Origin of the sequence: Streptomyces sp. NPDC005774, from assembly GCF_042871645.1 — a bacterium.
GTDB classification, from domain to species: Bacteria; Actinomycetota; Actinomycetes; order Streptomycetales; family Streptomycetaceae; genus Streptomyces; species Streptomyces pratens.
The window spans coordinates 1-20,543 of sequence record NZ_JBIAIV010000018.1; the positions used below are offsets into that span (position 1 = coordinate 1).

The 20,543-nt window shown below is 71.6% G+C and carries 19 protein-coding genes and 1 pseudogene; 11 read left to right on the top strand and 9 right to left on the bottom strand.

Going from position 1 to position 20,543, the window contains the following annotated elements; genetic code table 11:
- Positions 1–243: 243 nt before the first annotated feature.
- The 5 genes and pseudogenes from ACFYQA_RS18240 to ACFYQA_RS18260 all read right to left on the bottom strand — a co-directional run bounded on the left by ACFYQA_RS18240 (position 244) and on the right by ACFYQA_RS18260 (position 3,499).
- The gene (locus ACFYQA_RS18240) at positions 244–681 is read right to left on the bottom strand and encodes a cytidine deaminase (RefSeq protein ID WP_376545219.1); all 438 of its coding nucleotides are present in this window, start codon (positions 679–681) and stop codon (positions 244–246) included.
- Between the two features lie 21 nt (positions 682–702).
- Positions 703–1,837, bottom strand: a pseudogene (locus ACFYQA_RS18245) (IS630 family transposase).
- A 17-nt stretch (positions 1,838–1,854) separates the two neighbouring features.
- The gene (locus ACFYQA_RS18250) at positions 1,855–2,226 is read right to left on the bottom strand and encodes a VOC family protein (RefSeq protein ID WP_388918443.1); all 372 of its coding nucleotides are present in this window, start codon (positions 2,224–2,226) and stop codon (positions 1,855–1,857) included.
- Positions 2,227–2,429: 203 nt separating this feature from the next.
- Positions 2,430–2,624 carry a DUF397 domain-containing protein gene (locus ACFYQA_RS18255; RefSeq protein ID WP_079034551.1) on the bottom strand — a complete coding sequence of 65 codons (195 nt, stop codon included), beginning with the start codon at positions 2,622–2,624 and terminating at the stop codon, positions 2,430–2,432.
- A complete protein-coding gene (locus ACFYQA_RS18260; RefSeq protein ID WP_388918446.1) occupies positions 2,621–3,499 on the bottom strand; it encodes a Scr1 family TA system antitoxin-like transcriptional regulator in 879 nt (292 codons plus the stop codon). The genes ACFYQA_RS18255 and ACFYQA_RS18260 overlap by 4 nt, the downstream gene beginning before the upstream one ends.
- Before the next feature lie 155 nt (positions 3,500–3,654).
- On the opposite strand from ACFYQA_RS18260, the gene ACFYQA_RS18265 reads away from it, so the two are divergent.
- Positions 3,655–4,128 (top strand): ATP-binding protein, encoded by a 474-nt coding sequence (locus tag ACFYQA_RS18265; RefSeq protein ID WP_388918448.1) that lies wholly within the window; start codon positions 3,655–3,657, stop codon positions 4,126–4,128.
- Between the two features lie 83 nt (positions 4,129–4,211).
- Here the strand turns inward: ACFYQA_RS18265 and ACFYQA_RS18270 are convergent, their stop codons facing one another.
- A complete protein-coding gene (locus tag ACFYQA_RS18270; RefSeq protein WP_388918451.1) occupies positions 4,212–4,841 on the bottom strand; it encodes a DUF4291 domain-containing protein in 630 nt (209 codons plus the stop codon).
- A gap of 433 nt (positions 4,842–5,274) precedes the next feature.
- On the opposite strand from ACFYQA_RS18270, the gene ACFYQA_RS18275 reads away from it, so the two are divergent.
- From ACFYQA_RS18275 to ACFYQA_RS18290, 4 genes are all read left to right on the top strand, one after another.
- Positions 5,275–5,652: a nuclear transport factor 2 family protein gene (locus ACFYQA_RS18275; RefSeq protein ID WP_388918454.1), complete on the top strand. Its 378-nt coding sequence runs from the start codon at positions 5,275–5,277 to the stop codon at positions 5,650–5,652.
- Between the two features lie 179 nt (positions 5,653–5,831).
- A complete protein-coding gene (locus ACFYQA_RS18280) occupies positions 5,832–8,033 on the top strand; it encodes a SpoIIE family protein phosphatase (RefSeq protein ID WP_388918457.1) in 2,202 nt (733 codons plus the stop codon).
- A gap of 75 nt (positions 8,034–8,108) precedes the next feature.
- Entirely contained in the window at positions 8,109–9,341 is a 1,233-nt protein-coding gene (gene hemW / locus ACFYQA_RS18285) for a radical SAM family heme chaperone HemW (protein WP_388918460.1), read from the top strand.
- A gap of 100 nt (positions 9,342–9,441) precedes the next feature.
- Positions 9,442–10,020 carry a Uma2 family endonuclease gene (locus tag ACFYQA_RS18290; RefSeq protein WP_388918463.1) on the top strand — a complete coding sequence of 193 codons (579 nt, stop codon included), beginning with the start codon at positions 9,442–9,444 and terminating at the stop codon, positions 10,018–10,020.
- On the opposite strand, the gene ACFYQA_RS18295 is transcribed toward ACFYQA_RS18290, so the two are convergent.
- Together ACFYQA_RS18295 and ACFYQA_RS18300 are read right to left on the bottom strand one after the other, a co-directional pair.
- Positions 9,998–10,807 carry a DUF3097 domain-containing protein gene (locus tag ACFYQA_RS18295; RefSeq protein WP_388918466.1) on the bottom strand — a complete coding sequence of 270 codons (810 nt, stop codon included), beginning with the start codon at positions 10,805–10,807 and terminating at the stop codon, positions 9,998–10,000. The two genes, ACFYQA_RS18290 and ACFYQA_RS18295, sit on opposite strands and share 23 nt — an antisense overlap.
- A 43-nt stretch (positions 10,808–10,850) precedes the next feature.
- A complete protein-coding gene (locus ACFYQA_RS18300) occupies positions 10,851–11,576 on the bottom strand; it encodes an MBL fold metallo-hydrolase (protein WP_388918468.1) in 726 nt (241 codons plus the stop codon).
- 160 nt (positions 11,577–11,736) lie between these two features.
- Between ACFYQA_RS18300 and hrcA the strand changes: the two genes are divergently transcribed.
- The 4 genes from hrcA (at position 11,737) to ACFYQA_RS18320 (ending at position 15,959) form a co-directional block, all read left to right on the top strand.
- Positions 11,737–12,753, top strand: a complete 1,017-nt coding sequence (hrcA, locus tag ACFYQA_RS18305) for a heat-inducible transcriptional repressor HrcA (protein WP_388918721.1) — start codon at positions 11,737–11,739, stop codon at positions 12,751–12,753.
- Entirely contained in the window at positions 12,754–13,890 is a 1,137-nt protein-coding gene (gene dnaJ, locus ACFYQA_RS18310; protein WP_332427526.1) for a molecular chaperone DnaJ, read from the top strand.
- A gap of 258 nt (positions 13,891–14,148) precedes the next feature.
- Positions 14,149–15,222 carry a nitronate monooxygenase gene (locus ACFYQA_RS18315; protein ID WP_388918472.1) on the top strand — a complete coding sequence of 358 codons (1,074 nt, stop codon included), beginning with the start codon at positions 14,149–14,151 and terminating at the stop codon, positions 15,220–15,222.
- Entirely contained in the window at positions 15,219–15,959 is a 741-nt protein-coding gene (locus ACFYQA_RS18320; protein WP_388918475.1) for a 16S rRNA (uracil(1498)-N(3))-methyltransferase, read from the top strand. The genes ACFYQA_RS18315 and ACFYQA_RS18320 overlap by 4 nt, the downstream gene beginning before the upstream one ends.
- 43 nt (positions 15,960–16,002) lie before the next feature.
- On the opposite strand, the gene ACFYQA_RS18325 is transcribed toward ACFYQA_RS18320, so the two are convergent.
- A complete protein-coding gene (locus ACFYQA_RS18325; protein ID WP_388918478.1) occupies positions 16,003–16,395 on the bottom strand; it encodes a hypothetical protein in 393 nt (130 codons plus the stop codon).
- A gap of 164 nt (positions 16,396–16,559) precedes the next feature.
- On the opposite strand from ACFYQA_RS18325, the gene ACFYQA_RS18330 reads away from it, so the two are divergent.
- Positions 16,560–17,063: a hypothetical protein gene (locus tag ACFYQA_RS18330; protein ID WP_388918481.1), complete on the top strand. Its 504-nt coding sequence runs from the start codon at positions 16,560–16,562 to the stop codon at positions 17,061–17,063.
- 45 nt (positions 17,064–17,108) lie between these two features.
- Positions 17,109–20,441: a S41 family peptidase gene (locus tag ACFYQA_RS18335; protein WP_388918484.1), complete on the top strand. Its 3,333-nt coding sequence runs from the start codon at positions 17,109–17,111 to the stop codon at positions 20,439–20,441.
- The last annotated feature ends 102 nt before the right edge of the window (positions 20,442–20,543 follow it).

Below are 20,543 nucleotides of genomic sequence, written 5' to 3' on the forward strand. Positions count from 1 at the left end.
CGCTCCCGCGGGGGGGGGCGGGGGGGGGGCGCCGGGGGGGGGGCCCCCCCGCCCCCCCCGGGGGGGGGCCCCCCGCGGGGGGGGGGGGGGCCCGCCGGCGGGGGCCCCCCCCCCCCCCCCTTCCGGTCCGGAACTCGCGCTCCCGGAACCGCGAAGCCGGAAGCGAAGGCCCTACGGAAAAGCGTGAGCTGCTAGCTGCTAGTGCCGTAGCAGGCAACGTTTGCCCTGCAACCGCCTGGGGCGTCAGCTCGTGCTGAGTGGTGCGCTCGCCTCAGCGTCGAGCTGGTGGTCCGCCCAGATATAGCTTTCGGGAAGCAGGTCGGTGACGGGCACCATCCGGAGGCCGTCGTTTGTCCCGACGATGACCTTGAGGGCTGGAAAGTAGTCAAGAAGGACCTGACGGCAGCGGCCACATGGGGGCACGACGCCTCGGTCGCGGTCACCCACGGCGACGATGGTGTCCAGGTCATAGGCGCCCTGGGCGGCAGCGGTGCCGATCAGGACCAGCTCCGCGCAGGGGCCTCCGGTGAAGTGATAGGCGTTCACCGCGGTGACGATCCGGCCGTCTCGGGCGCGGGCCGCAGCCGCCATGGTGTGGTTGTCGCCCCGGCAGCGTGTGGCCGCGACGTGCGCCGCTGCCCGGATCAGCTCGTGGTCGACACGGTCGGTCTGTGTGGTCATCTTCTCTGCCTTCCTGCACGGTCAGGCGACGTTGGCCCTGTCGACGACGGAGCGTAGGCGCCGGTCGTCGACGTGACGGTTTCGCCAGATGATGTAGCGGCGGATCATGCTGCCCTACTCCCTGTGGGTGGCGTGGTCGGTACCGTCGAGAGTGAAGTAGCGCAGGGCGGTGAACTGGGCTTCAATGCGATTGAGTCAGGAGCTGTTGGTCGGGGTGTAGGCGATCTCGACGTTGTTCGCCGCGGCCCAGGTGCCGACCCGCTGGCACTTCTTCGTGGTCAGGTGCGGGGAGAAGTTGTCACAGACGATCGCGATACGGACTTCGGGCGGATAGAGACTGCGCAGGTACCGGCAGAACTCCAGGAACTGGGTGCGCTTCTTGACCGGCTTGATGTGGCCGTAGAGCTTGTCCTTGGCCAGGTCCAGTGCGGCGAACAGGTGCCGTACTCCGCCGTAGCGGTTGTAGGTCGCCCGCCGCCTGCGGCGGGGTTCGCGGTCGGGGTCCTTGTGCTTGCCCCCGCGTTCGGCCCACTGCCGGCCCGGGTGAGGCATCAGGTTGAGCGGCCCGAACTCGTCCATGCAGAAGATGACTTCGGGCTCGTCCTCCTCAGCTATGACCTCGCCGTCGGCGATCGCGTAGAGATGTTCGACCCGGGCCTTCTTGGCCGCGTAGTCCGGATCGCGTGAGGTCTTCCAGGTCTTCAGGCGTTGAAAGGAGACGCCTTCCTCGCGGAGCAGGATGCGCAGGCCCTCGTGGCTGATGTCGTCGACCACCCCCTCGGCGACCAGGAAGTCCGCCAGCTTGGTCAGGCTCCAGGTCGAAAAGGGCAGGTCATGTTCGGCCGGCTTGGACTTCGCGATCTTCTTGATCTCGCGCCGCTCGGGCAGGGTGAAGGTCTTGGGTCGGCCGCCCCTGTACTTCGGATACAGGGAGTCGAAGCCGTCGGTGTTGAAGTTGTGGATCACATCCCGGACCCGGTCCGCGCTGGTGAACGTCACTTCGGCGATCTTCGCCACCGGCATGCCCTGGGCGGACAGCAGGACCATCTGGGCACGCCGCCAGGTCACCACCGACCCGGTTCCGCGGCGGATGATCCGCAGCTAGCCGCCGCCCTTCGTCGCCGTCGATCTCCCGCACCCGTACGCGTTCCGCCATCCGAGCCCCCGTGTCCGTCAGCTGTGACTCGTGTCGATGACGCAGAAGCGGTTGCCCTCGGGATCGGCGAGCACGACGAAGTCGGCGTCGTCCGGATAGAAGTCCCAGTCGACGCGTTCAGCACCCAGGGAAATCAGTCGCGCCACTTCGGCCTCCTGATCGGCGGCGTCGCCTGCATAGAGGTCGAGGTGGATTCTCGGGTGTTCCTGCAGGGGCGTCGTACTGAGGTCGAGGGCCAGCGCGGCACCGGAGCCGTCGGCCGGCACCAGCACCGCCCAGTCGTCCTTCACCTCACCATCGCGAGGGACGTAGCCCAGTGCCCGACTCCAGAACTCTGCGGCCCGCCGCACATCAGCGGCCCCCATCACGATCGTTCCGATGCTCAACATCCGCCGATTCTGGCAGACACCGACAGGCCCACGGCGTGAACAACGTCCCCAAGTGCGAGGCGAACGTTGCCTGATGCGGCACTAGCTGCTAGCAGCCAGCAGCCAGCAGCCAGCAGCCACATGACACTTGAGTACTCGAACGAGCGGCGTGTGGGCAGGGACGGCCGAAGTGCTCACGCTTTCCCGGACACGCCTTGGAGGGCTCAGCGGTCCGTTGCGAAGTTCACGAACGCGGCCCAGCCGACCGTATGGACGGAGAGGTGTGGTCGATCCACGTCCTTGGAGTCGCGGACGTGGACGGTTCCCGGGGCGACGGCTATTTCGACACACTCGCCGCCTTCGTTGCCGCTATAGCTGCTCTTGTGCCAGACAAGCCGTCGACGGCTCTCAGTGCTCATCTTCCGTCCGCATCCTCTCGATCAGGGTCAAGAGACTCTCGCGGAGTGAGCGCCTGGGCCCTGATGCTGCCGTAGCGTGCGGCCAGGATACGGACCTCGTCCAGGTCTGTGGCCAGCCGTGCGGAGGTCTGTACTTCCGTATACGCCACCTGCGGCTTTCCCCTCGGCATCAGCAGGGTGAACGAGCCTCCCATGCCCGAGTGTTCGGTCCGGTGCGTGGGCATGACCTGCAACTCGACGGTACGCAGCCGTCCGAGTTCGAGCAGTAGGCCCAACTGCTTCTTGTGGACCTCGCGCCCTCCCAGCGGTCGACGAAGTACCACCTCTTCGATCACCACGGTCAGTATGGGAAGGGGACGTCGGGTCAGGATTTCCTGGCGGTCCATGCGTGAGGCCACGCGTTGTTCGATCATCTCTTCGTCGAGCAGGGGTTTGCGCATCTCGTACAAGGCGCGGGTGCGTCCCTCGGTCTGGAACAGTCCGGGGATGTCGTGGTTGTTGTAGAAGTTGATCTCGACCGCATCCGCCTCCAGTCGCGCATAGTCCCGGAACCATGCCGGGTGGCGGACCCGTGCGCGGGCCTTCGCCCGCGCCACGTCCTCCTTCGTCGCCTTCAGCAGCCCTCCGGCGTCGAGCAGGTCGTCCGCCGCGTCGAGGAATTCCGGCTGTGGTGTTCTGCGGCCCCGTTCCAGGGACGAGACGAGGTCCTCGCCGTACCCCAGCCGGTCACCCAGTTCCTTCTGGGTCATGCCGGCCCGTTCCCGAAGCAGCTTGACCTGTCTGCCCACAGCCCGGTTCAGGTCGACGAGACCGTCCGTGTCCTCCGAGGGCTCGGGGCGGCCTTCGGTATCGCTCTGACGGGGTCCTGATGCCATCACACATCCCCCAACCCGCCTGCCTGCCGCCCAGTTACTCCCGTCGGCACGGACACGCAACCGTCAACGGCGGTACAGGCGCGTGCCGTACCAACGGTTCCTCTGGTCAGCGTACGGCCATCCAGACACGCTCTGTCACATGAAATGCGAAATCCGTGACCATTCCCGGGTGTCCCCCCCGTGCCCCATCTCCCGAGCCCTTCAGGCAACGGTTCAGTTCGACACGACGTGGAGCACGTCTCGCGCGCCTGCTCGCGGCCCAGCAGTTGGCGGCCTGGGGGTGGGCCAGGGACAGCGAGTGCCTGGAGGCCGCCGAACTGGTGGTGGGTGAACTCGCCGCGAACGCGGCCACGCACGGTCACCTGCCCGGACGGAACTTCCTGCTCACGATGACCCTCATCGGTTGTCCGGAGGGGCGTTCCGGCATCCTCCGGATCGAGGTCGCCGACTGCCGGGGAGAGCGGCTGCCCGCCCCGGTCGCGGAGCCCCGCTCGCTCGGCGAGCAGGGGCGCGGACTGCTTCTCGTGAGTGCGCTCGCCTCCGGTTGGGGCGTTGCACCCCGGCCTCCCTCGGGCAAGACCGTCTGGGCCGAACTCCCCGGCCCTCCGCTGCAGCAGGTGCACCCCTGATCGTCCACCTGCCTGTCCCGGGAAATGAGGGGCCCTTGGTCCGGAAAGTCGTCTCGGACCGGTACTTGTCCTCACAGGCCGGCTCATCGGTGCAGGTGAGCCAGGCTTCCGTCCTGCGTGGGGTAGGGGTGCTCGTGGGGCAGGAGCCGCTGTGCGGCATCCAGGTCTCCGTCCCGTACATGCTCGTGGATCGTGTGGGCGAGTGGCGTGACGTCGGTGATGCGGACGATCCACTCGTCGGCGTAGAGACGTACGGCTTCGCCGGCGAGGCCGAGTTGGAGCGACCGGTGGGGGAGCGGCCGGAGGAGCAGGTCGCGTTCGGGGTCCCATTGCACTCGGCTCGGAGCCCGTTTCAACTGGCGCCTCCATGTGGCGCGGTCGGCGTGGAGCCCGTGCTCGTAGTGGGACAGGCAGGCGTGTGCCAGGGCCCACTCGAAGCCTTCACGGGTGATCTCGACGGCGAGGACGGTCTCTTGGCCCTCCTTGGCGCCCCATCCGCAGCGGTACATCATCCACAGGAACGAGGGCTTGATCCATGTCATCCGGTCGCGTTGCCACACCGGGGGGAAACGGCCTTCCCCGGCCGCCGGCAGGCCGATCTCCGGCGGGTACGCCTGGTAGACGGTGACCGTGGAGTCCGTGTGCAGGGCGCGGATCCGGTAGGTGGGTTCTGTCACGGGAACAGGGTGGGTGCGCTGTCTCGCGCGCGCCATCGAATTACCGGGGCGTGGCCCCGCCCCTTCCGCTGAGGCCCGCTGAGGCCCGGTACGGAATCGACCGGTGACCGGCGCGGTCGGCGCCGTCGGCGGATACGTGGTCGAGCCGGCCGTGGCGGACGGGCTGGATCTCGTCGCTGACGCCTCCGCACGTGGCCCCGACCCGGTGCGCGGATCCGGAGCCGGCCACGTGGTCGAGTGTGGCTCGGAGACGGCCGCTCGTGCAAGGGAGTTGATTCCCGGACCGATACCGACACACTGGGCGCTCTTCGCCGTCGGGCCGAGAACGGAGTGCTGCCCTTGCGCGTCGCCGAAGTCCTGCCGGCCGTCGAGGCGCGGACACATGAGGCGCGTGGTGCGCACGTCCGCGCCGCGCCCGGCCGGGCGGGAACCCGCCCCTTCCGTCAGTGGTGCGGTGCAGGATGCGGTCATGGAATCCGCAACCATTGTCCGGATGCTCTGGGACCGCATGCAGGACCGGGACTGGACAGGCGTCGGCAAGCTGATGGCGGCCGATGTCGTCGTGGAGTGGCCGGTCAGCGGTGAACGCATCCTCGGCCGGGACAACTATGTGCGCGTCAACGCGGAGTACCCGGAGGGATGGTCGATCGACGTGCTCCGCATCGTGTCGTCCGGGGACGAAGTGGTCTCCGAGGTCGAGGTCCCGCATGCCACGATGGGCGTTCACCGGGTGGCGTCCTTCTGGACCGTTCGCAACGACCTGATCATCGGCGGCCGCGAATACTGGGCGGAGCTCGGCGCGGACCCTTCGCCCGCGTGGCGGGCCCCCTACGTCCAGCGCATGTGAGCACTCCTCCGCGATTGCTCGAAAATGATCGATTTTCGGCCAATTCTTGACCGGGTGTGGGGCGCTGTTCCCGCTCCCGGTGGTCCACTTCGGTAACTCGTTGCGTATGGGTAGGGTCGGTCTGTCACCCTGACGGTATTGATCGAGGTGTATTCGTACGAACAGTCCGGGAGCTGCCCATGGGGGCCATTCCGACGCAACGGGAGACCTCGCGTGCCTCCTCCGAGGCGTCCGCTCGGGCGTGTGCGCGGGCGGACGCGACCCTGACCGGCGGCCCCCTCGCCCCGGGGTCCGCGCGGGCCCTGGTGCGGGCGGCGCTCGCCGAGTGGACGGAACGCGCACTGCCCGGTGCCGAGCACCTCACCACCCGGGCCGGCGACGACGCCACGCTCATCGCCAGCGAACTGGTCACCAACGCCGTCGTGCACGCCGGGACCGAGGTACGGCTGAGCTGCCGGCTCGAGGCGGAGACCGGCGCGCTCCTCATCGAGGTCGCCGACCGCCACCCCTCCCGCTCCCCACGCGACAGCGAGCCGGACGCGCCGTCCGGCGAGGACACCGAGAGCCCCGACCACGGGCGCGGTCTGCGGCTCGTGGCCGCGCTCTCCGAGGCCTGGGGGATCACCTACCGGCCCGGCACGCACACGAAGTCGGTCTGGGCCCGTATCCCGGCCCAGGGCCTCGCGGTGGACGGCACGGACGACGTGGGCGGCTCGGACGGCATCGACGACTCGGCAGGTACGGACGACTGGATCGAGGCGTACGCGTACGCGTACGAGGGGGAGCCGGAGCCGGAGCTACCGCGCGGGGCCGGGGTCCCCGTTGCGCGGGGCGGGGCCGATGGGGAGGCGTGGCGTGCGTCCCGGCCGTACCGGCGGGACGGGGCCTGGCTGGGGCGCGGGGCGCTGTCGTTCCTGGCCGAGGCGTCCGACCTGCTCGCCGGGCAGCTCGACGAGGATCTCGTCGCCGCGCTCACCGGCCAGTTGATCGTGCCGCGGCTGGCCGACTGGTGCGCGGTGTGGCTGGAGGACGAGACCACCGGCCATGGCGACTGGAGCGACGGGGCACGGGCCGGCGGGCCACGCCTCGCCCGGGTCTGGCACGCGGACGAGAGCCGCGTCGAGGAACTGAGCAGGGCGCTCGAGCAGAATCCGCCGCCTCTCTCCGATCCGTTGTGCCCCGGCCCGCTCGGCTACCCCTGGCCCGAGAAGGCGCTCGACCCGCCGCAGGCCGGACTCGGCCGCCTGCCGGAGGACTTCGGCCTGCCGGAGGCGCCGTTCGACCTGCCGGAGGTCCCTTTCAGCATGCCGGAGGTGCCGTACGACATCCCGCCGTACGACTACGGCGTCTCCGTGGCCACCCCCGGCACCGCCCTCGCCTACCGCCTCGTCGCCGGCGGGCGGCCGCTGGGGACGCTGGTGATCGGGCGGGCCGGGATCGGGCGGTTCCCGGACGAGGTCACCGGGCTGGTGGAGGATCTCGGGCGGCGCGTGGCGCTCGCCATCGGCGCCGCCCGGCAGTACGCGCGGCAGGCCACCATCTCCGCCGTGCTCCAGCGTGGGCTGCTGCCCGGCGCCGTCGCCGAGATCCCCGGCCTGCGCTCCGCGTTCGTCCACGAGCCCCTCGACAAGGGGGGACCGAGCGGCGACTTCTACGACCTGTTCCAGGCCGGTGAGGGCCGCTGGTGCTTCGCCATCGGCGACGTCCAGGGCAAGGGCCCCGAGGCCGCCGTCGTCATCGGGCTGGCCCGCCCCTGGCTGCGGCTGCTCGCCCGCGAGGGCTACCGCGTCGCCGACGTCCTCGACCGCGTCAACCAGCTGCTCCTGGACGACGCCACGGAAGCCGCCGACGCCGCCGCCCGTGCTCTCGTCGCCGCCGGCGCCCGTCCGACCGCACCCGGGGACGGACCCCAGACCCGCTTCCTGTCCCTCCTCTACGGCGAGCTCACCCTCGTCGAAGGCGAAGGCGAAGACGGCAACGAAGACGGCGACGGTGCCGATGCCGGCGGAGGCCGTGTCCGTGCCCGTGTCACCCTCGGCTCCGCCGGGCACCCCCTGCCGCTGCTGCTCTCGCCCGACGGGACGGTCCGTACCGTCGCCCAGCCGCAGACACTGCTCGGGGTCGTCGAGGACTCCACCTACACCAGTGAGACCTTCGAGGTGCGCTCCGGCGACACACTGCTCTGCGTGACCGACGGCGTCACCGAGCGGCGCTCCGGCTCCCGCCAGTTCGACGACGGGGACGGGCTCGCCACGGCGCTGGCCGGGTGCGTGGGACTGGACGCCGAGCTGACAGCGGAACGCATCCACCGGCTCGTCCACGAGTTCGGCGCGCGGCCGCCGGCCGACGATCTCGCCCTGCTCGTGCTCCAGGCGGACTGACATCCGCGACGCGGAAAGGAGACGCGGAAAGGAGGCGCGGGAAAGGACCAGGGCCGGTGCGGGACAATGGAGCACATGCCTTCCGCACTCCCCGACGGCGAGCCCGTCCCCGCCGACGGCGCGCTCCCCGCGTTCGCGCTCGCCGGGGCCGCCGACCGCCCCCTCGGGTTCTACCTGCACGTGCCGTACTGCGCGACCCGCTGCGGCTACTGCGACTTCAACACCTACACCGCCACCGAGCTGCGCGGCAGCGGGGGAGTCCTGGCGTCCCGCGACAACTACGCCGACACGCTGACCGACGAGGTCCGCCTGGCCCGCAAGGTGCTCGGCGACGACCCGCGCGAGGTCCGCACGGTCTTCGTCGGGGGCGGCACGCCCACCCTGCTGGCCGCCGACGACCTCGTACGGATGCTGGCCGCGATCCGCGACGAGTTCGGGCTCGCGGCGGACGCCGAGGTCACCACGGAGGCGAACCCGGAGTCGGTCGACCCCGCCTATCTGGCCACCCTGCGCGAGGGCGGCTTCAACCGGATCTCCTTCGGCATGCAGAGCGCCCGGCAGCACGTACTGAAGATTCTCGACCGCACGCACACCCCCGGCCGCCCGGAAGCGTGTGTCGCCGAGGCGCGCGCGGCGGGCTTCGAGCACGTCAACCTCGACCTGATCTACGGCACCCCCGGCGAGTCCGACGACGACTGGCGGGCCTCGCTGGACGCGGCCCTCGGCGCGGGCCCCGACCACATCTCGGCCTACGCCCTGATCGTCGAGGAGGGCACCCAGCTCGCCCGCCGCATCCGGCGCGGCGAGGTCCCGATGACCGACGACGACGTCCACGCCGACCGGTACCTGATCGCCGAGGAGACCCTGTCGGCGGCCGGATTCGACTGGTACGAGGTGTCGAACTGGGCCACCTCGGACGCGGGCCGCTGCCTGCACAACGAGCTGTACTGGCGCGGCGCCGACTGGTGGGGCGCAGGCCCCGGGGCGCACTCGCACGTGGGCGGGGTGCGCTGGTGGAACGTGAAGCACCCCGGCGCGTACGCGGCCGCCCTGGCCGAGGGCCGCTCACCGGGTGCCGGGCGCGAGATCCTCTCCGAGGAGGACCGCCGGGTGGAGCGCATCCTGCTGGAACTGCGCCTCAAGGAGGGCGTCCCGCTGTCCCTCCTCCGCGCGGAGGGGCTTCGGGCCGCCGACAGGGCCCTCACCGACGGTCTGCTCCAGCAGGGCCCGTACGACGAGGGGCGAGCCGCGCTGACGCTGCGGGGGCGGTTGCTGGCGGATGGGGTGGTCCGGGACCTGGTGGATTGATCACTCGGCGGAGTGAATCACCACGGAACGCGGGTTCGGTCCCTAACCTGGTTCGTAGGCTGCCGCTAAAAGGACGCGGCGGATGTGGAGGGCCACGGAGATGACCGCTGTGGACGAGCGTGGGATGACCAGGTTCTTCGAGGAGTTCGAGCCTCCTGAGGGGGTCAGGGCCGAGCTTCTCCGGGGGGAAATCGTGATGATGGCCGGTCCCGATCTTGTGCACAACATGATCGTGGAAGATGTCCTGGACCAGATCCCGCGCAAGCAGTGGGCCCGCCTTCAAACCCAGGACGTCGACATCGTCGACGAGGCCAGCGAGCCCGTACCGGATCTGGTGGTTCTCAAGCGTGATGCCACGCCCGAGGCGGGGCGTCTGCTGCCGTCCGAGCTGATCACGCTGGTGGTGGAGGTCGTCTCCAAGACCAGTGTGGTGCGGGATTACCTCGTCAAGCGGTCGATCTACGCCGCCGGCAAAGTTCCCGCGTACCTCATCATCGACCCGATCATGGAGCACTGCGTCCTGCTCACGATGCCCGTCGGAGAGGGGGACGCAGCCGACTACAAGGCACAGATGAAGCTGGACTTCGGTGATCGACTGCCGCTCGACATGCTGGGCGTCGGCCTGGACACCAGTGAATTCGGCACCTTCCCGGGCGTCAGGCCCCACCGCTTTCCGTGACGAAGTCGATCAACTCCTCGACCCTGCCCAGGAGCGCCGGCTTCAGATCCTTGTAGGACCGCACCCGCCCCAGAATGTGCTGCCAGGCGGCCCCCGTGTTCTCCGGCCACCCCAGGGCCCGGCACACCCCCGTCTTCCAGTCCTGGCCGCGCGGGACGCGTGGCCACGCCTCGATGCCCAGGGACGACGGCTTCACCCCCTCCCAGACGTCGATGTAGGGGTGGCCGACGACCAGGGCGTGCTCACTGGTGACCGCCTCGGCGATCCGCGACTCCTTCGAACCCGGCACCAAGTGGTCCACCAGGACCCCCAGCCGTGCGTCCGGGCCCGGACCGAACTCCTCGACGATCGCCGGGAGGTCGTCGACGCCCTCCAGGTACTCCACGACCACGCCCTCGATGCGCAGGTCGTCGCCCCACACCTTCTCGACCAGTTCGGCGTCGTGCCGGCCCTCGACGTAGATGCGTCCGGCACGCGCCACGCGCGCGCGTGCGCCCGGGACGGCCACCGAACCGGACGCCGTACGGGTCGGCCGGGGCGGGCCGGAGGCGGGCCGCACCAGTGTCACCACGCGCCCCTCCAGCAGGAAGCCGCGCGGCTCCAGCGGGAACACGCGGTGCTTGCCGAAGCGGTCCTCCAGGGTCACCGTGCCCGCCTCGCAGCGGATCACCGCACCGCAGAATCCGCTGCCGGGCTCCTCCACGACCAGACCGGGCTCGGCCGGCACCTCGGGGACGGGCCGGGACTTCTTCCACCCAGGGGTCAGGTCAGGAGAATACTGGCGCATTCTGATGACCATAGGAGAAGCAGGTCCCCGTTCGGCCGAAGACTCAGCCCGACACGCCGCCACGAGCCGCGAGGGCGTCGCGCTGGGCCCGTACGAACGCCGCGTCCACCGCCGCGCCGTGGCCGGGAACGTACACCGCGTCCTCGCCGCCCAGGGCCAGCAGCCGGTCCAGGGCACCCGGCCACTGCGACGGCACGGCGTCGGGACCGGCCTGCGGCTCGCCGGACTCCTCCACCAGATCGCCGCAGAACACCACCTCCGGGTCGCCGGGTACCAGCACCGCGAGATCGTGCGCCGTGTGCCCCGGGCCCACGTTCGCGAGGAGCGCCCGCCGTCCGCCGCCCAGATCGAGCGTCCACTCGCCGGACACCGTGTGCCGGGGGCGGACCAGCGCGTCCACCGCCTCCCGGGCCGCCCGCGCGTCCAGACCGTGGCGCTCCGCGTCCGCGCGCAGTTCCTCGCGCCCCCGCGCCAGCACCGTGTCCAGGCCCACCGCGCCGAACACCTCCGCACCCGCGAACACCGCCGCCCCCAGCACATGGTCGAAGTGGGGATGGGTGAGCGCGAGATGCGTCACACGCCGCCCGGCGAGCGCCTGCGCCTCGGCCCGCAACCGCGCGCCCTCACGCAGGGACGAACCGGCGTCCACGAGCAGCACCGCGCCGGTACCTACCACGAGCCCCGCCGTGCAGTCCCACACCGGAAGCCGGCACCGCCCCACTCCCGGCGCCAGCCGTTCCCATCCCGACTCTTCCCAAGCCACCGTCATACCGCGACGCTAACGGCCTACGGCTTTCGTCGCGCGACGGTGCGGGACCGGCCTTGCCCGGGGAGTACCCCCCGGCCGTACACTGAGCGGGGAGACTGGCACTCGCGTGCGAAGAGTGCCAGGGAAGGTACCGGGCGGACGGTTTGAGGAGGTATGCGTGATGCTCAGTGAACGCAGGCTCCAGGTGCTGCGCGCCATCGTCCAGGACTATGTCGGTACCGAGGAGCCCGTCGGCTCCAAGGCCCTCACCGAGCGGCACAACCTCGGCGTCTCCCCGGCCACCGTGCGCAACGACATGGCGGCCCTGGAGGACGAGGGCTTCATCGCCCAGCCGCACACCAGCGCCGGGCGCATCCCCACCGACAAGGGCTACCGGCTCTTCGTGGACAAGCTCGCCGGCGTCAAGCCGATGACCGCGCCCGAGCGGCGCGCCATCCAGAACTTCCTCGAGGGCTCCGTCGACCTGGACGACGTCGTCGCCCGCACGGTGCGGCTGCTCGCGCAGCTCACCCGGCAGGTCGCCGTCGTGCAGTACCCGTCGCTGACCCGTTCGACCGTGCGGCACGTGGAGCTGCTCCCGATGGCGCCCGCGCGCGCCATGCTGGTGCTGATCACGGACACCGGGCGGGTCGAGCAGCGCATGGTCGACTGCCCGGCGCCGGTCGGCGAGGCGACCCTGGCGGATCTGCGGGCGCGGCTCAACAGCCGTGTCGCGGGCCGCCGTTTCACCGACGTACCATCCCTCGTCGAGGACCTCCCCGAGGGATTCGACCCCGAGGAACGCGGTACGGTCTCGACCGTGCTCTCCACTCTCCTGGAGACACTGGTCGAGGAGAACGAGGAGCGGTTGATGATCGGCGGCACCGCCAATCTGACCCGCTTCGGACATGACTTCCCCTTGGTGATCCGGCCTGTTCTGGAGGCGCTCGAGGAGCAGGTCGTGCTCCTCAAGCTGCTCGGCGAGGCGGAGGATCCGGGCGTGACCGTCCGTATCGGTCATGAGAACGCCCACGAGGGACTCAACTCCACGTCCGTCGTGTCGGTGGGCTACGGTTCGGGCGGCGAGGCTGTTGCCAAGCTCGGCGTGGTCGGACCGACACGCATGGATTACCCGGGAACGATGGGAGCGGTACGCGCAGTGGCACGGTACGTCGGACAGATCCTGGCGGAGTCGTAAGTGGCCACCGACTATTACGCCGTGCTCGGCGTACGCCGGGACGCGTCGCAGGAAGAGATCAAGAAGGCCTTCCGGCGACTCGCCCGCGAGCTGCATCCGGACGTCAACCCGGATCCGAAGACGCAGGAGCGGTTCAAGGAGATCAACGCCGCCTACGAGGTGTTGTCGGACCCGCAGAAGAAGCAGGTATACGACCTCGGCGGCGACCCGCTCCAGCAGGCCGGCGGCGGTGGCGCGGGCGGCTTCGGCGCGGGCGGCTTCGGGAACTTCTCCGACATCATGGACGCGTTCTTCGGCACGGCGTCGCAGCGCGGTCCGCGCTCGCGCACCCGCCGCGGCCAGGACGCGATGATCCGCCTCGAAGTCGAGCTGGACGAGGCCGCGTTCGGTACGACCAAGGACATCCAGGTCGACACGGCGGTCGTCTGCACCACCTGCAGCGGTGAGGGTGCCGCACCCGGCACCACCGCGCAGACCTGTGACATGTGCCGTGGCCGGGGCGAGGTCTCGCAGGTCACGCGGTCCTTCCTGGGCCAGGTCATGACCTCGCGCCCCTGCCCGCAGTGCCAGGGCTTCGGCACCGTCGTCCCGAACCCGTGCCCGGAGTGCGCGGGCGACGGACGGATCCGCTCCCGCCGCACCCTGACGGTGAAGATCCCGGCCGGTGTGGACAACGGCACCCGGATCCAGTTGGCCGGCGAGGGCGAGGTCGGCCCCGGCGGCGGCCCCGCCGGCGACCTGTACGTCGAGATCCACGAGCTGCCGCACCACATGTTCCAGCGGCGCGGCGACGACCTGCACTGCACGGTCACCCTCCCGATGACAGCGGCCGCCCTCGGCACCAAAGTGCCGCTGGAGACGCTGGACGGCATGGAGGAGGTCGACATCCGGCCCGGCACCCAGTCCGGCCAGTCGATCCCGCTGCACGGCCGGGGCGTCACGCATCTGCGCGGCGGCGGCCGGGGCGACCTCATCGTGCACGTCGAGGTGCAGACCCCGGGCAAGCTCGACGTCGAACAGGAGCGTCTGCTGCGCGAACTCGCCAAGCTCCGTGGCGAGGAGCGACCGTTGGGCCAGTTCCAGCCGGGCCAGCAGGGCTTGTTCTCCCGCCTGAAGGACGCCTTCAACGGGCGCTGACACGCGCTGAGGGGTACGGGCGGGCGGACACCGGACGGGTGCTTTCCGCGGGGACCGGACGAGGTCTCCGCGGTGCCCTCCCGGAAGCGTGCCGCGCCAAGGGCGGGGTCGGCTTCGGATCCGCGGCCGGACCGTTTCCGGCCCTTCTTCGACCCGCCCCGGCCCGCCCCCGACCCGCTCCCTGATCCGTCTCCGATCCATCTTTGATCCGTCCTGATCCAATTCGGAGATGTCCGAAGGACGTGGCAACATGCCGTCATGTCCTTGGCCCTCACCGACCTCCTCCGGCGCCCCGTGGTGCAGGCCCCGATGGCGGGCGGAGTCGCCGTGCCGCAGCTCGCCGCGGCCGTGTCCGAGGCGGGCGGACTCGGGTTCCTGGCCGCCGGGTACAAGACCGCGGACGGGATGTACCAGGAGATCAAACAGCTGCGCGGGCTGACCGGGTTCCCCTTCGGCGTCAACGTCTTCATGCCGCAGCCCGAGACGGCCGACCCCGCCGCCGTCGGCGTCTACGCCCACCAGCTGGCCGGTGAGGCCCCCTGGTACTCCACCGAGCTCGGTGACCCCGACTGCGGCCGCGACGACGGCTACGACGCCAAACTCGCCGTCCTGCTCGACAACCCGGTGCCGGTGGTGTCGTTCCACTTCGGCGTGCCCTCCCGTGACGTCCTGGACGCCCTGTGCCGCGCCGGCACGTTCACGCTGGCCACCGCCACCACCCCCGACGAGGCGCGAGCCGTTCAGGAGGCGGGCGCCGATGCGGTGATCGCGCAGGGCATCGAGGCCGGCGGCCATCAGGGCACCCACCGGGACGACCCTGAGGCGGACGGCGCCGGCTTCGGACTGCTGTCCCTGATCAGCCAGGTGCGGGAGGCCGTGGACATCCCGGTCGTCGCGGCCGGAGCCATCATGCACGGCAGCCAGATCGCCGCCGTCCTCGCGGCCGGCGCCTCGGCGGCCCAGCTCGGCACGGCGTTCCTCGCCACCCACGAGTCCGGCGCGCACGCCCTGCACAAGCAGGCGCTGACCAACCCCCTGTACGCCCGCACCGAACTGACCCGCGCCTTCTCCGGACGCCCGGCCCGCGCACTGGTCAACCGCTTCCTGCGCGAGCACGGCCCGTACGCGCCCGCCGCCTACCCGGACGTCCACCATCTGACCGCCCCGCTGCGCAAGGCCGCGGCCGCCGCCGGGGACCCGCAGGGCATGGCGCTGTGGGCGGGACAGGGCCACCGGATGGCCCGCGAGCTGCCCGCCGGGCAGCTGGTGGAGGTGCTGGCCGCCGAACTCACCGCCACCCGGAACGCGTTGTCGGCGGGAGGTGCCCGATGACCGCCCCGGTCTTCGTCGTGGACGACTTCGGCACGGACGGCTCCGGCCGGCATGTGCTCGACGGCCCCGAGGGACGGCACGCCGTCTCCGTGAAACGGCTGCGGGCCGGGGAGACCGTCGTCCTCACCGACGGCGCCGGCCGCCGGGCCGAGGGCGAGGTGACCGGCACCGAAGGCAAGGACCGGCTGATCGTGTGCCTCGGCGACGTCGTCGAGGAACCCGTGGAGTCGCCCCGGCTCACGGTTGTCCAGGCCCTGCCCAAGGGGGACCGGGGCGAGCTGGCCGTGGAGACGATGACCGAGGTCGGCGTCGACGCGGTCGTGCCGTGGTCGGCGTCGCGCTGCGTCACCCAGTGGCGGGGCGAGCGCGGGCTGAAGTCCCTCGGCAAATGGCGGGCGACGGCCCGCGAGGCCGGCAAGCAGTCCCGCCGTACGCGCTTCCCGGAGGTCGCGGACGCGGCCACGACCCGACAGGTTGCGTCACTTCTCGCCGAAGCGGACTTCGCCGCCGTCCTCCACGAGAGCGGCACCGAACCCCTCGCGAGGGCCGAACTCCCCGTCTCCGGCACCATCGTGTTGGTCGTCGGTCCCGAAGGCGGCGTCTCGCCGGAGGAGTTGGAGCTCTTCGCGCAGGCCGGCGCCAAGCCCTACCGTCTGGGCCGCAGCGTCCTGCGCACCTCCACCGCCGGCACCGCGGCGACGGCCGTACTCCTGGCCCGCACGGGCCGCTGGTCGTGACGGTCCGCTGGTCGTGACGGTCCGGGCCCCTGCCGGGTCCCGGTCAGCGGTCCGCCGTGCGGCCGGCAGCGACGGCGGGGAACAGCTCCCAGCCGTCGAGCTCCGCGGACCCGGGCCCGGATTCGGCCCCGGGGAGCAGCCCGTGCCTGGCCGCCTCGTCGATGAAGGCCCGTACGACACCGGGCTCGTGCAGGTTCAGCGCCCCCTGGCCCCTGACGGCCACGCACCCCGAGTGGAGGAAGCCGTCGGGGACGAAACGTCCCTCGCCGCCCCGGAACACGAGGCGCGTCGTCCTCCCGTCCCGGTGCAGTGCGAGCACCTCCTGACAGGGCCCCTCGGTACTGTGCCGATGGCGCACCGACCACAGACAGACGGCTGTTCCACCAGCGACGGGACCGTCCACGACGAGTTTTCTGAGCCGGCGTTCGCTGCGCATCCGCCCACGGTAGTGCGCGGTGGCCGTATGCGCCCTACCGTCACGCCCGGGACGGTGGCAGGCTGCCGTTCATGGCGTCCAAGAGGGCACTGACAGGGAGTTGGCGCGGGCTCCGGCCGAGGCCTTGGCCAAGGGCCCGGCGAGGGGCACGGTGGCGGCGGCCGGTGCTGGCCGTGGGGTTCGCCGTGGTTGCCGTGGGCGGGGCGGTGGCGTGCGAGCCGGGCTCGGTCGGCTCGGCCGCGGTGGCGCTCACGACCGACGAGACGGTCACGAAGGAGCTCAACCGCCAGAAGGACGGCGTGCGCTGGCTCAGCTGCACCGCCTCCTACGGGAACGACGCGAGCGCGTCGTCGCGGTCCGCGAGCGCGAGCGAGAGGACCGTGGCCACCGTGGACTGCGACGGGGAGACCGAGGGCGGCAAGGAGATCACCGTCACCGGGAAGATCACCCACGCCGTCAACGGTGCCTGTGTGCGCGGGGACATCACCGCGAAGGTGGACGGCAAGCAGGTGTTCCGGGTCGACGGCCTGGGCGACTGCGACGCCACCAGCCCGCCGGCGGTGGGCGAGCCCACGGCCCGCGGCCCGCGGCCCACCGTCACGGTCACCGTCACGACGACCGTGTGGTGCGACCAGTACCCCTCCTGCCGCCCTGTCGAGGGCAAGTGATTCAAGCCCCTGTCCACGCCGACCGTGCTTGCATAGGGTGATCGGGTGACACAGCCTGTATCGATTGCCTCCGCCGCCTATTTCCGGTTCCCGCATCTGCACGGCGAGTTGGTCGCCTTCACCGCCGAGGACGACGTGTGGCTCGCCCCGCTCGACGGCGGCCGTGCCTGGCGGGCCAGCGCCGACAACGTGCCGGTGACGACGCCCCGCATCTCGCCCGACGGCACCACCGTCGCCTGGACCTCCACCCGTGACGGCGCCCCCGAGGTGCACGTCGCGCCGGTCGAGGGCGGCCCAGGCAGGCGCCTGACGCACTGGGGGAGCATGAAGACCCAGGTGCGCGGCTGGACCCCGGACGGGAAGGTCCTGGCGCTCAGCACCCACGGCCAGGCCAGCCTGCGCCGCACCTGGGCCCGTGCGATCCCCCTCGACGGAGGACCCGCCACCACGCTGCCCTACGGCCCCGTCGGCGACATCGCCCACGGGCCGCGCACCGTCCTGCTGTCCGCGACGATGGGCCGCGAGGCCGCCTCGTGGAAGCGCTACCGGGGCGGCACGGCGGGCAAGCTGTGGATCGAGCAGGAGGCGGGAAACACCGAGGCCACCGAGACCACCGGAGCTCCCGAAGACACCGCGCCCTCCGGAGAGTTCGTCCGCCTGCACGCCGACCTCGACGGGAACATCGAGTGCCCGATCTGGGTGGGCATGGGGGTCCCCCCTGTTCGAGCGGAGCCGAGGACGTGGGGGAGGATCGCGTTCCTCTCCGACCACGAGGGCACCGGCGCGCTGTACTCCTCCCTCGCCGACGGGTCCGACCTGCGCCGGCACACCCCGATCGGGGGCACCTCCCGCTCGAGCGAAGCCGAGAGTGGGGGAGGGTTCTACGCCCGGCACGCCGCCACCGACGGCACCCGCGTCGTCTACTCCAGTGCCGGGCAGCTGTGGATACTGGACGATCTGGACGGCGCCGAGCCCCGCCCGCTCGACATCCGGCTCGGCGGCCAGCGCGTCGACCTCCAGCCGTTCCCGGTGAACGCCGCCCGCTGGTTCGGCTCCGCCTCCCCCGACCACACCGCGCGCGGCAGCGCCGTCTGCGTGCGCGGCACCGTCCACTGGGTCACCCACCGGGCGGGGCCCGCCCGCGCCCTCGCCGCCACCCCCGGCGTCCGCGCCCGGCGCCCGCGCACCTTCCGCGCGGACGGCGAGGAGTGGGTGGTGTGGGTGACGGACGCCGACGGCGACGACGCCCTGGAGTTCGCCCCGGCCACCGGCCTCACCCCCGGCGCGACCCCGCGCCGGATCGCCGCCGGACAGCTCGGCCGGGTCCTGGGGCTCGCGATGGCGCCGGACGGCAGCCGCGCCGCGGTCGCCTCGCACGACGGCCGCGTCCTGCTCGTCGAGCGGGAGACCGGCGAGGTCCGCGAGGTCGACCGCAGCGAGGACGGCGACGTCTCCGGGCTGACCTTCTCGCCCGACTCCGCCTGGCTCGCCTGGTCCCACCCCGGCCCCCGCCCGCTCAGCCAGCTGAGGCTCGCCAGTACCACCGACCTCCAGGTCACCGAGGCGACCCCGCTGCGCTTCCAGGACTACGCGCCCGCCTTCACCCTCGACGGCAAACACCTCGCGTTCCTGTCGACCCGCTCCTTCGACCCGGTCTACGACGAGTACGTCTTCGACCTCGCCTTCGTCGAGGGCGCCCGGCCGCACCTGATCACCCTCGCCGCGACGACGCCGTCGCCGTTCGGCCCGCAGCGGCACGGCCGCCCCTTCGAGACGCCGGACCGCGACGAGACCCCCGACAGCGAGGGCACCCCCACCACCCGGATCGACCTGGAGGGGCTCGCCGACCGGATCGTGCCGTTCCCGGTCGAGGCCGCCCGCTACTCCAACCTGCGCGCCGCCAAGGACGGGGTGCTGTGGCTGCGCCACCCGGTGCGCGGCGTGCTCGGCGCCACCCGGGCCACCCCCGACGACCCCGACCCGAAGACCGAGCTGGAGCGGTACGACCTCGCCCAGCAGCGCCTCGAGCATCTGGCCTCGGACGCCGACCACTTCGAGGTCAGCGGTGACGGCAAGCGGGTGCTGCTGTGGACCGACAGCCGGCTCAAGGTCGTCCCCAGCGACCGGCGCGCGTCGGGCGACGACGACAGCGACAGCAACATCACCGTCGACCTCGACCGGGTCCGCCAGTTCATCGACCCGGCCGCCGAGTGGCGGCAGATGTTCGACGAGGCCGGCCGCATCATGCGGGACAACTACTGGCGGCCCGACATGAACGGCGTCGACTGGGACGCCGTCCTCGACCGATACCGGCCCGTCCTGGACCGGCTCGCCACCCACGACGACCTGGTCGACCTCCTCTGGGAGGTCCAGGGAGAACTCGGCACCTCGCACGCCTACGTCACCCCGCGTGGCGGCTTCGGCGGCGGCGCCCGGCAGGGCCTGCTCGGTGCGGACGTCTCCCGTCACGAGGACGGCAGCTGGCGCGTCGACCGCATCCTGCCCGCGGAGACCTCCGACCCGGAGGGCCGTTCCCCGCTGGCCGCGCCCGGCGTCGCGATCCGTACCGGTGACGCGATCGTCGCCGTGGCCGGGCAGCCGGTCGACCCGGTGGCCGGACCGGCCCCCCTGCTGGTCGGCACCGCGGGCAAGCCCGTCGAGCTGACCGTCTCCCCGGCCGGCGGCGGCGACCCGCGGCACGCGGTCGTCGTCCCCGTCGCGGACGAGGAACCGCTGCGCTACCACGCCTGGGTCGCCGACCGGCGGGCCCATGTCCACGAGCTGTCCGGCGGCCGGCTCGGCTACATCCACGTCCCCGACATGCAGGCTCCCGGCTGGGCCCAGATCCACCGGGACCTGCGGGTCGAGGTGATCCGCGAGGGCCTGATCGTGGACGTCCGGGAGAACCGCGGAGGCCACACCTCCCAGCTCGTCGTGGAGAAGCTGGCCCGGCGGATCGTCGGCTGGGACCTGCCGCGCGGCATGCGCCCGGAAAGCTACCCGCAGGACGCGCCCCGCGGCCCGGTCGTCGCCGTCGCCAACGAGTTCTCCGGCTCCGACGGCGACATCGTCAACGCGGCGATCAAGGCGCTCGGCATCGGCCCGGTCGTCGGCACCCGCACCTGGGGCGGTGTGGTCGGCATCGACAGCCGCTACCGGCTGGTCGACCACACCCTCGTCACCCAGCCCAAGTACGCCTTCTGGCTGGAGGGCTACGGCTGGGGCGTGGAGAACCACGGCGTGGACCCGGACGTGGAGGTCGTCCAGCGCCCACAGGACTACGCGGCGGGCCGGGACGTCCAGCTGGACGAGGCGGTACGGCTGGCGCTGGCCGCGCTCGAGGAGACACCGGCGAAGACGCCGCCGACGGTGGAGTAGGCAGACCGGTGCCGGGTGGGCCCGGGGCACGTCCCCGAGCCCGCCCGGGCCACCGCTGCGGCACCGCCCGCCCGCTGCGGCACCGCCTGTCCGTCACGGGAC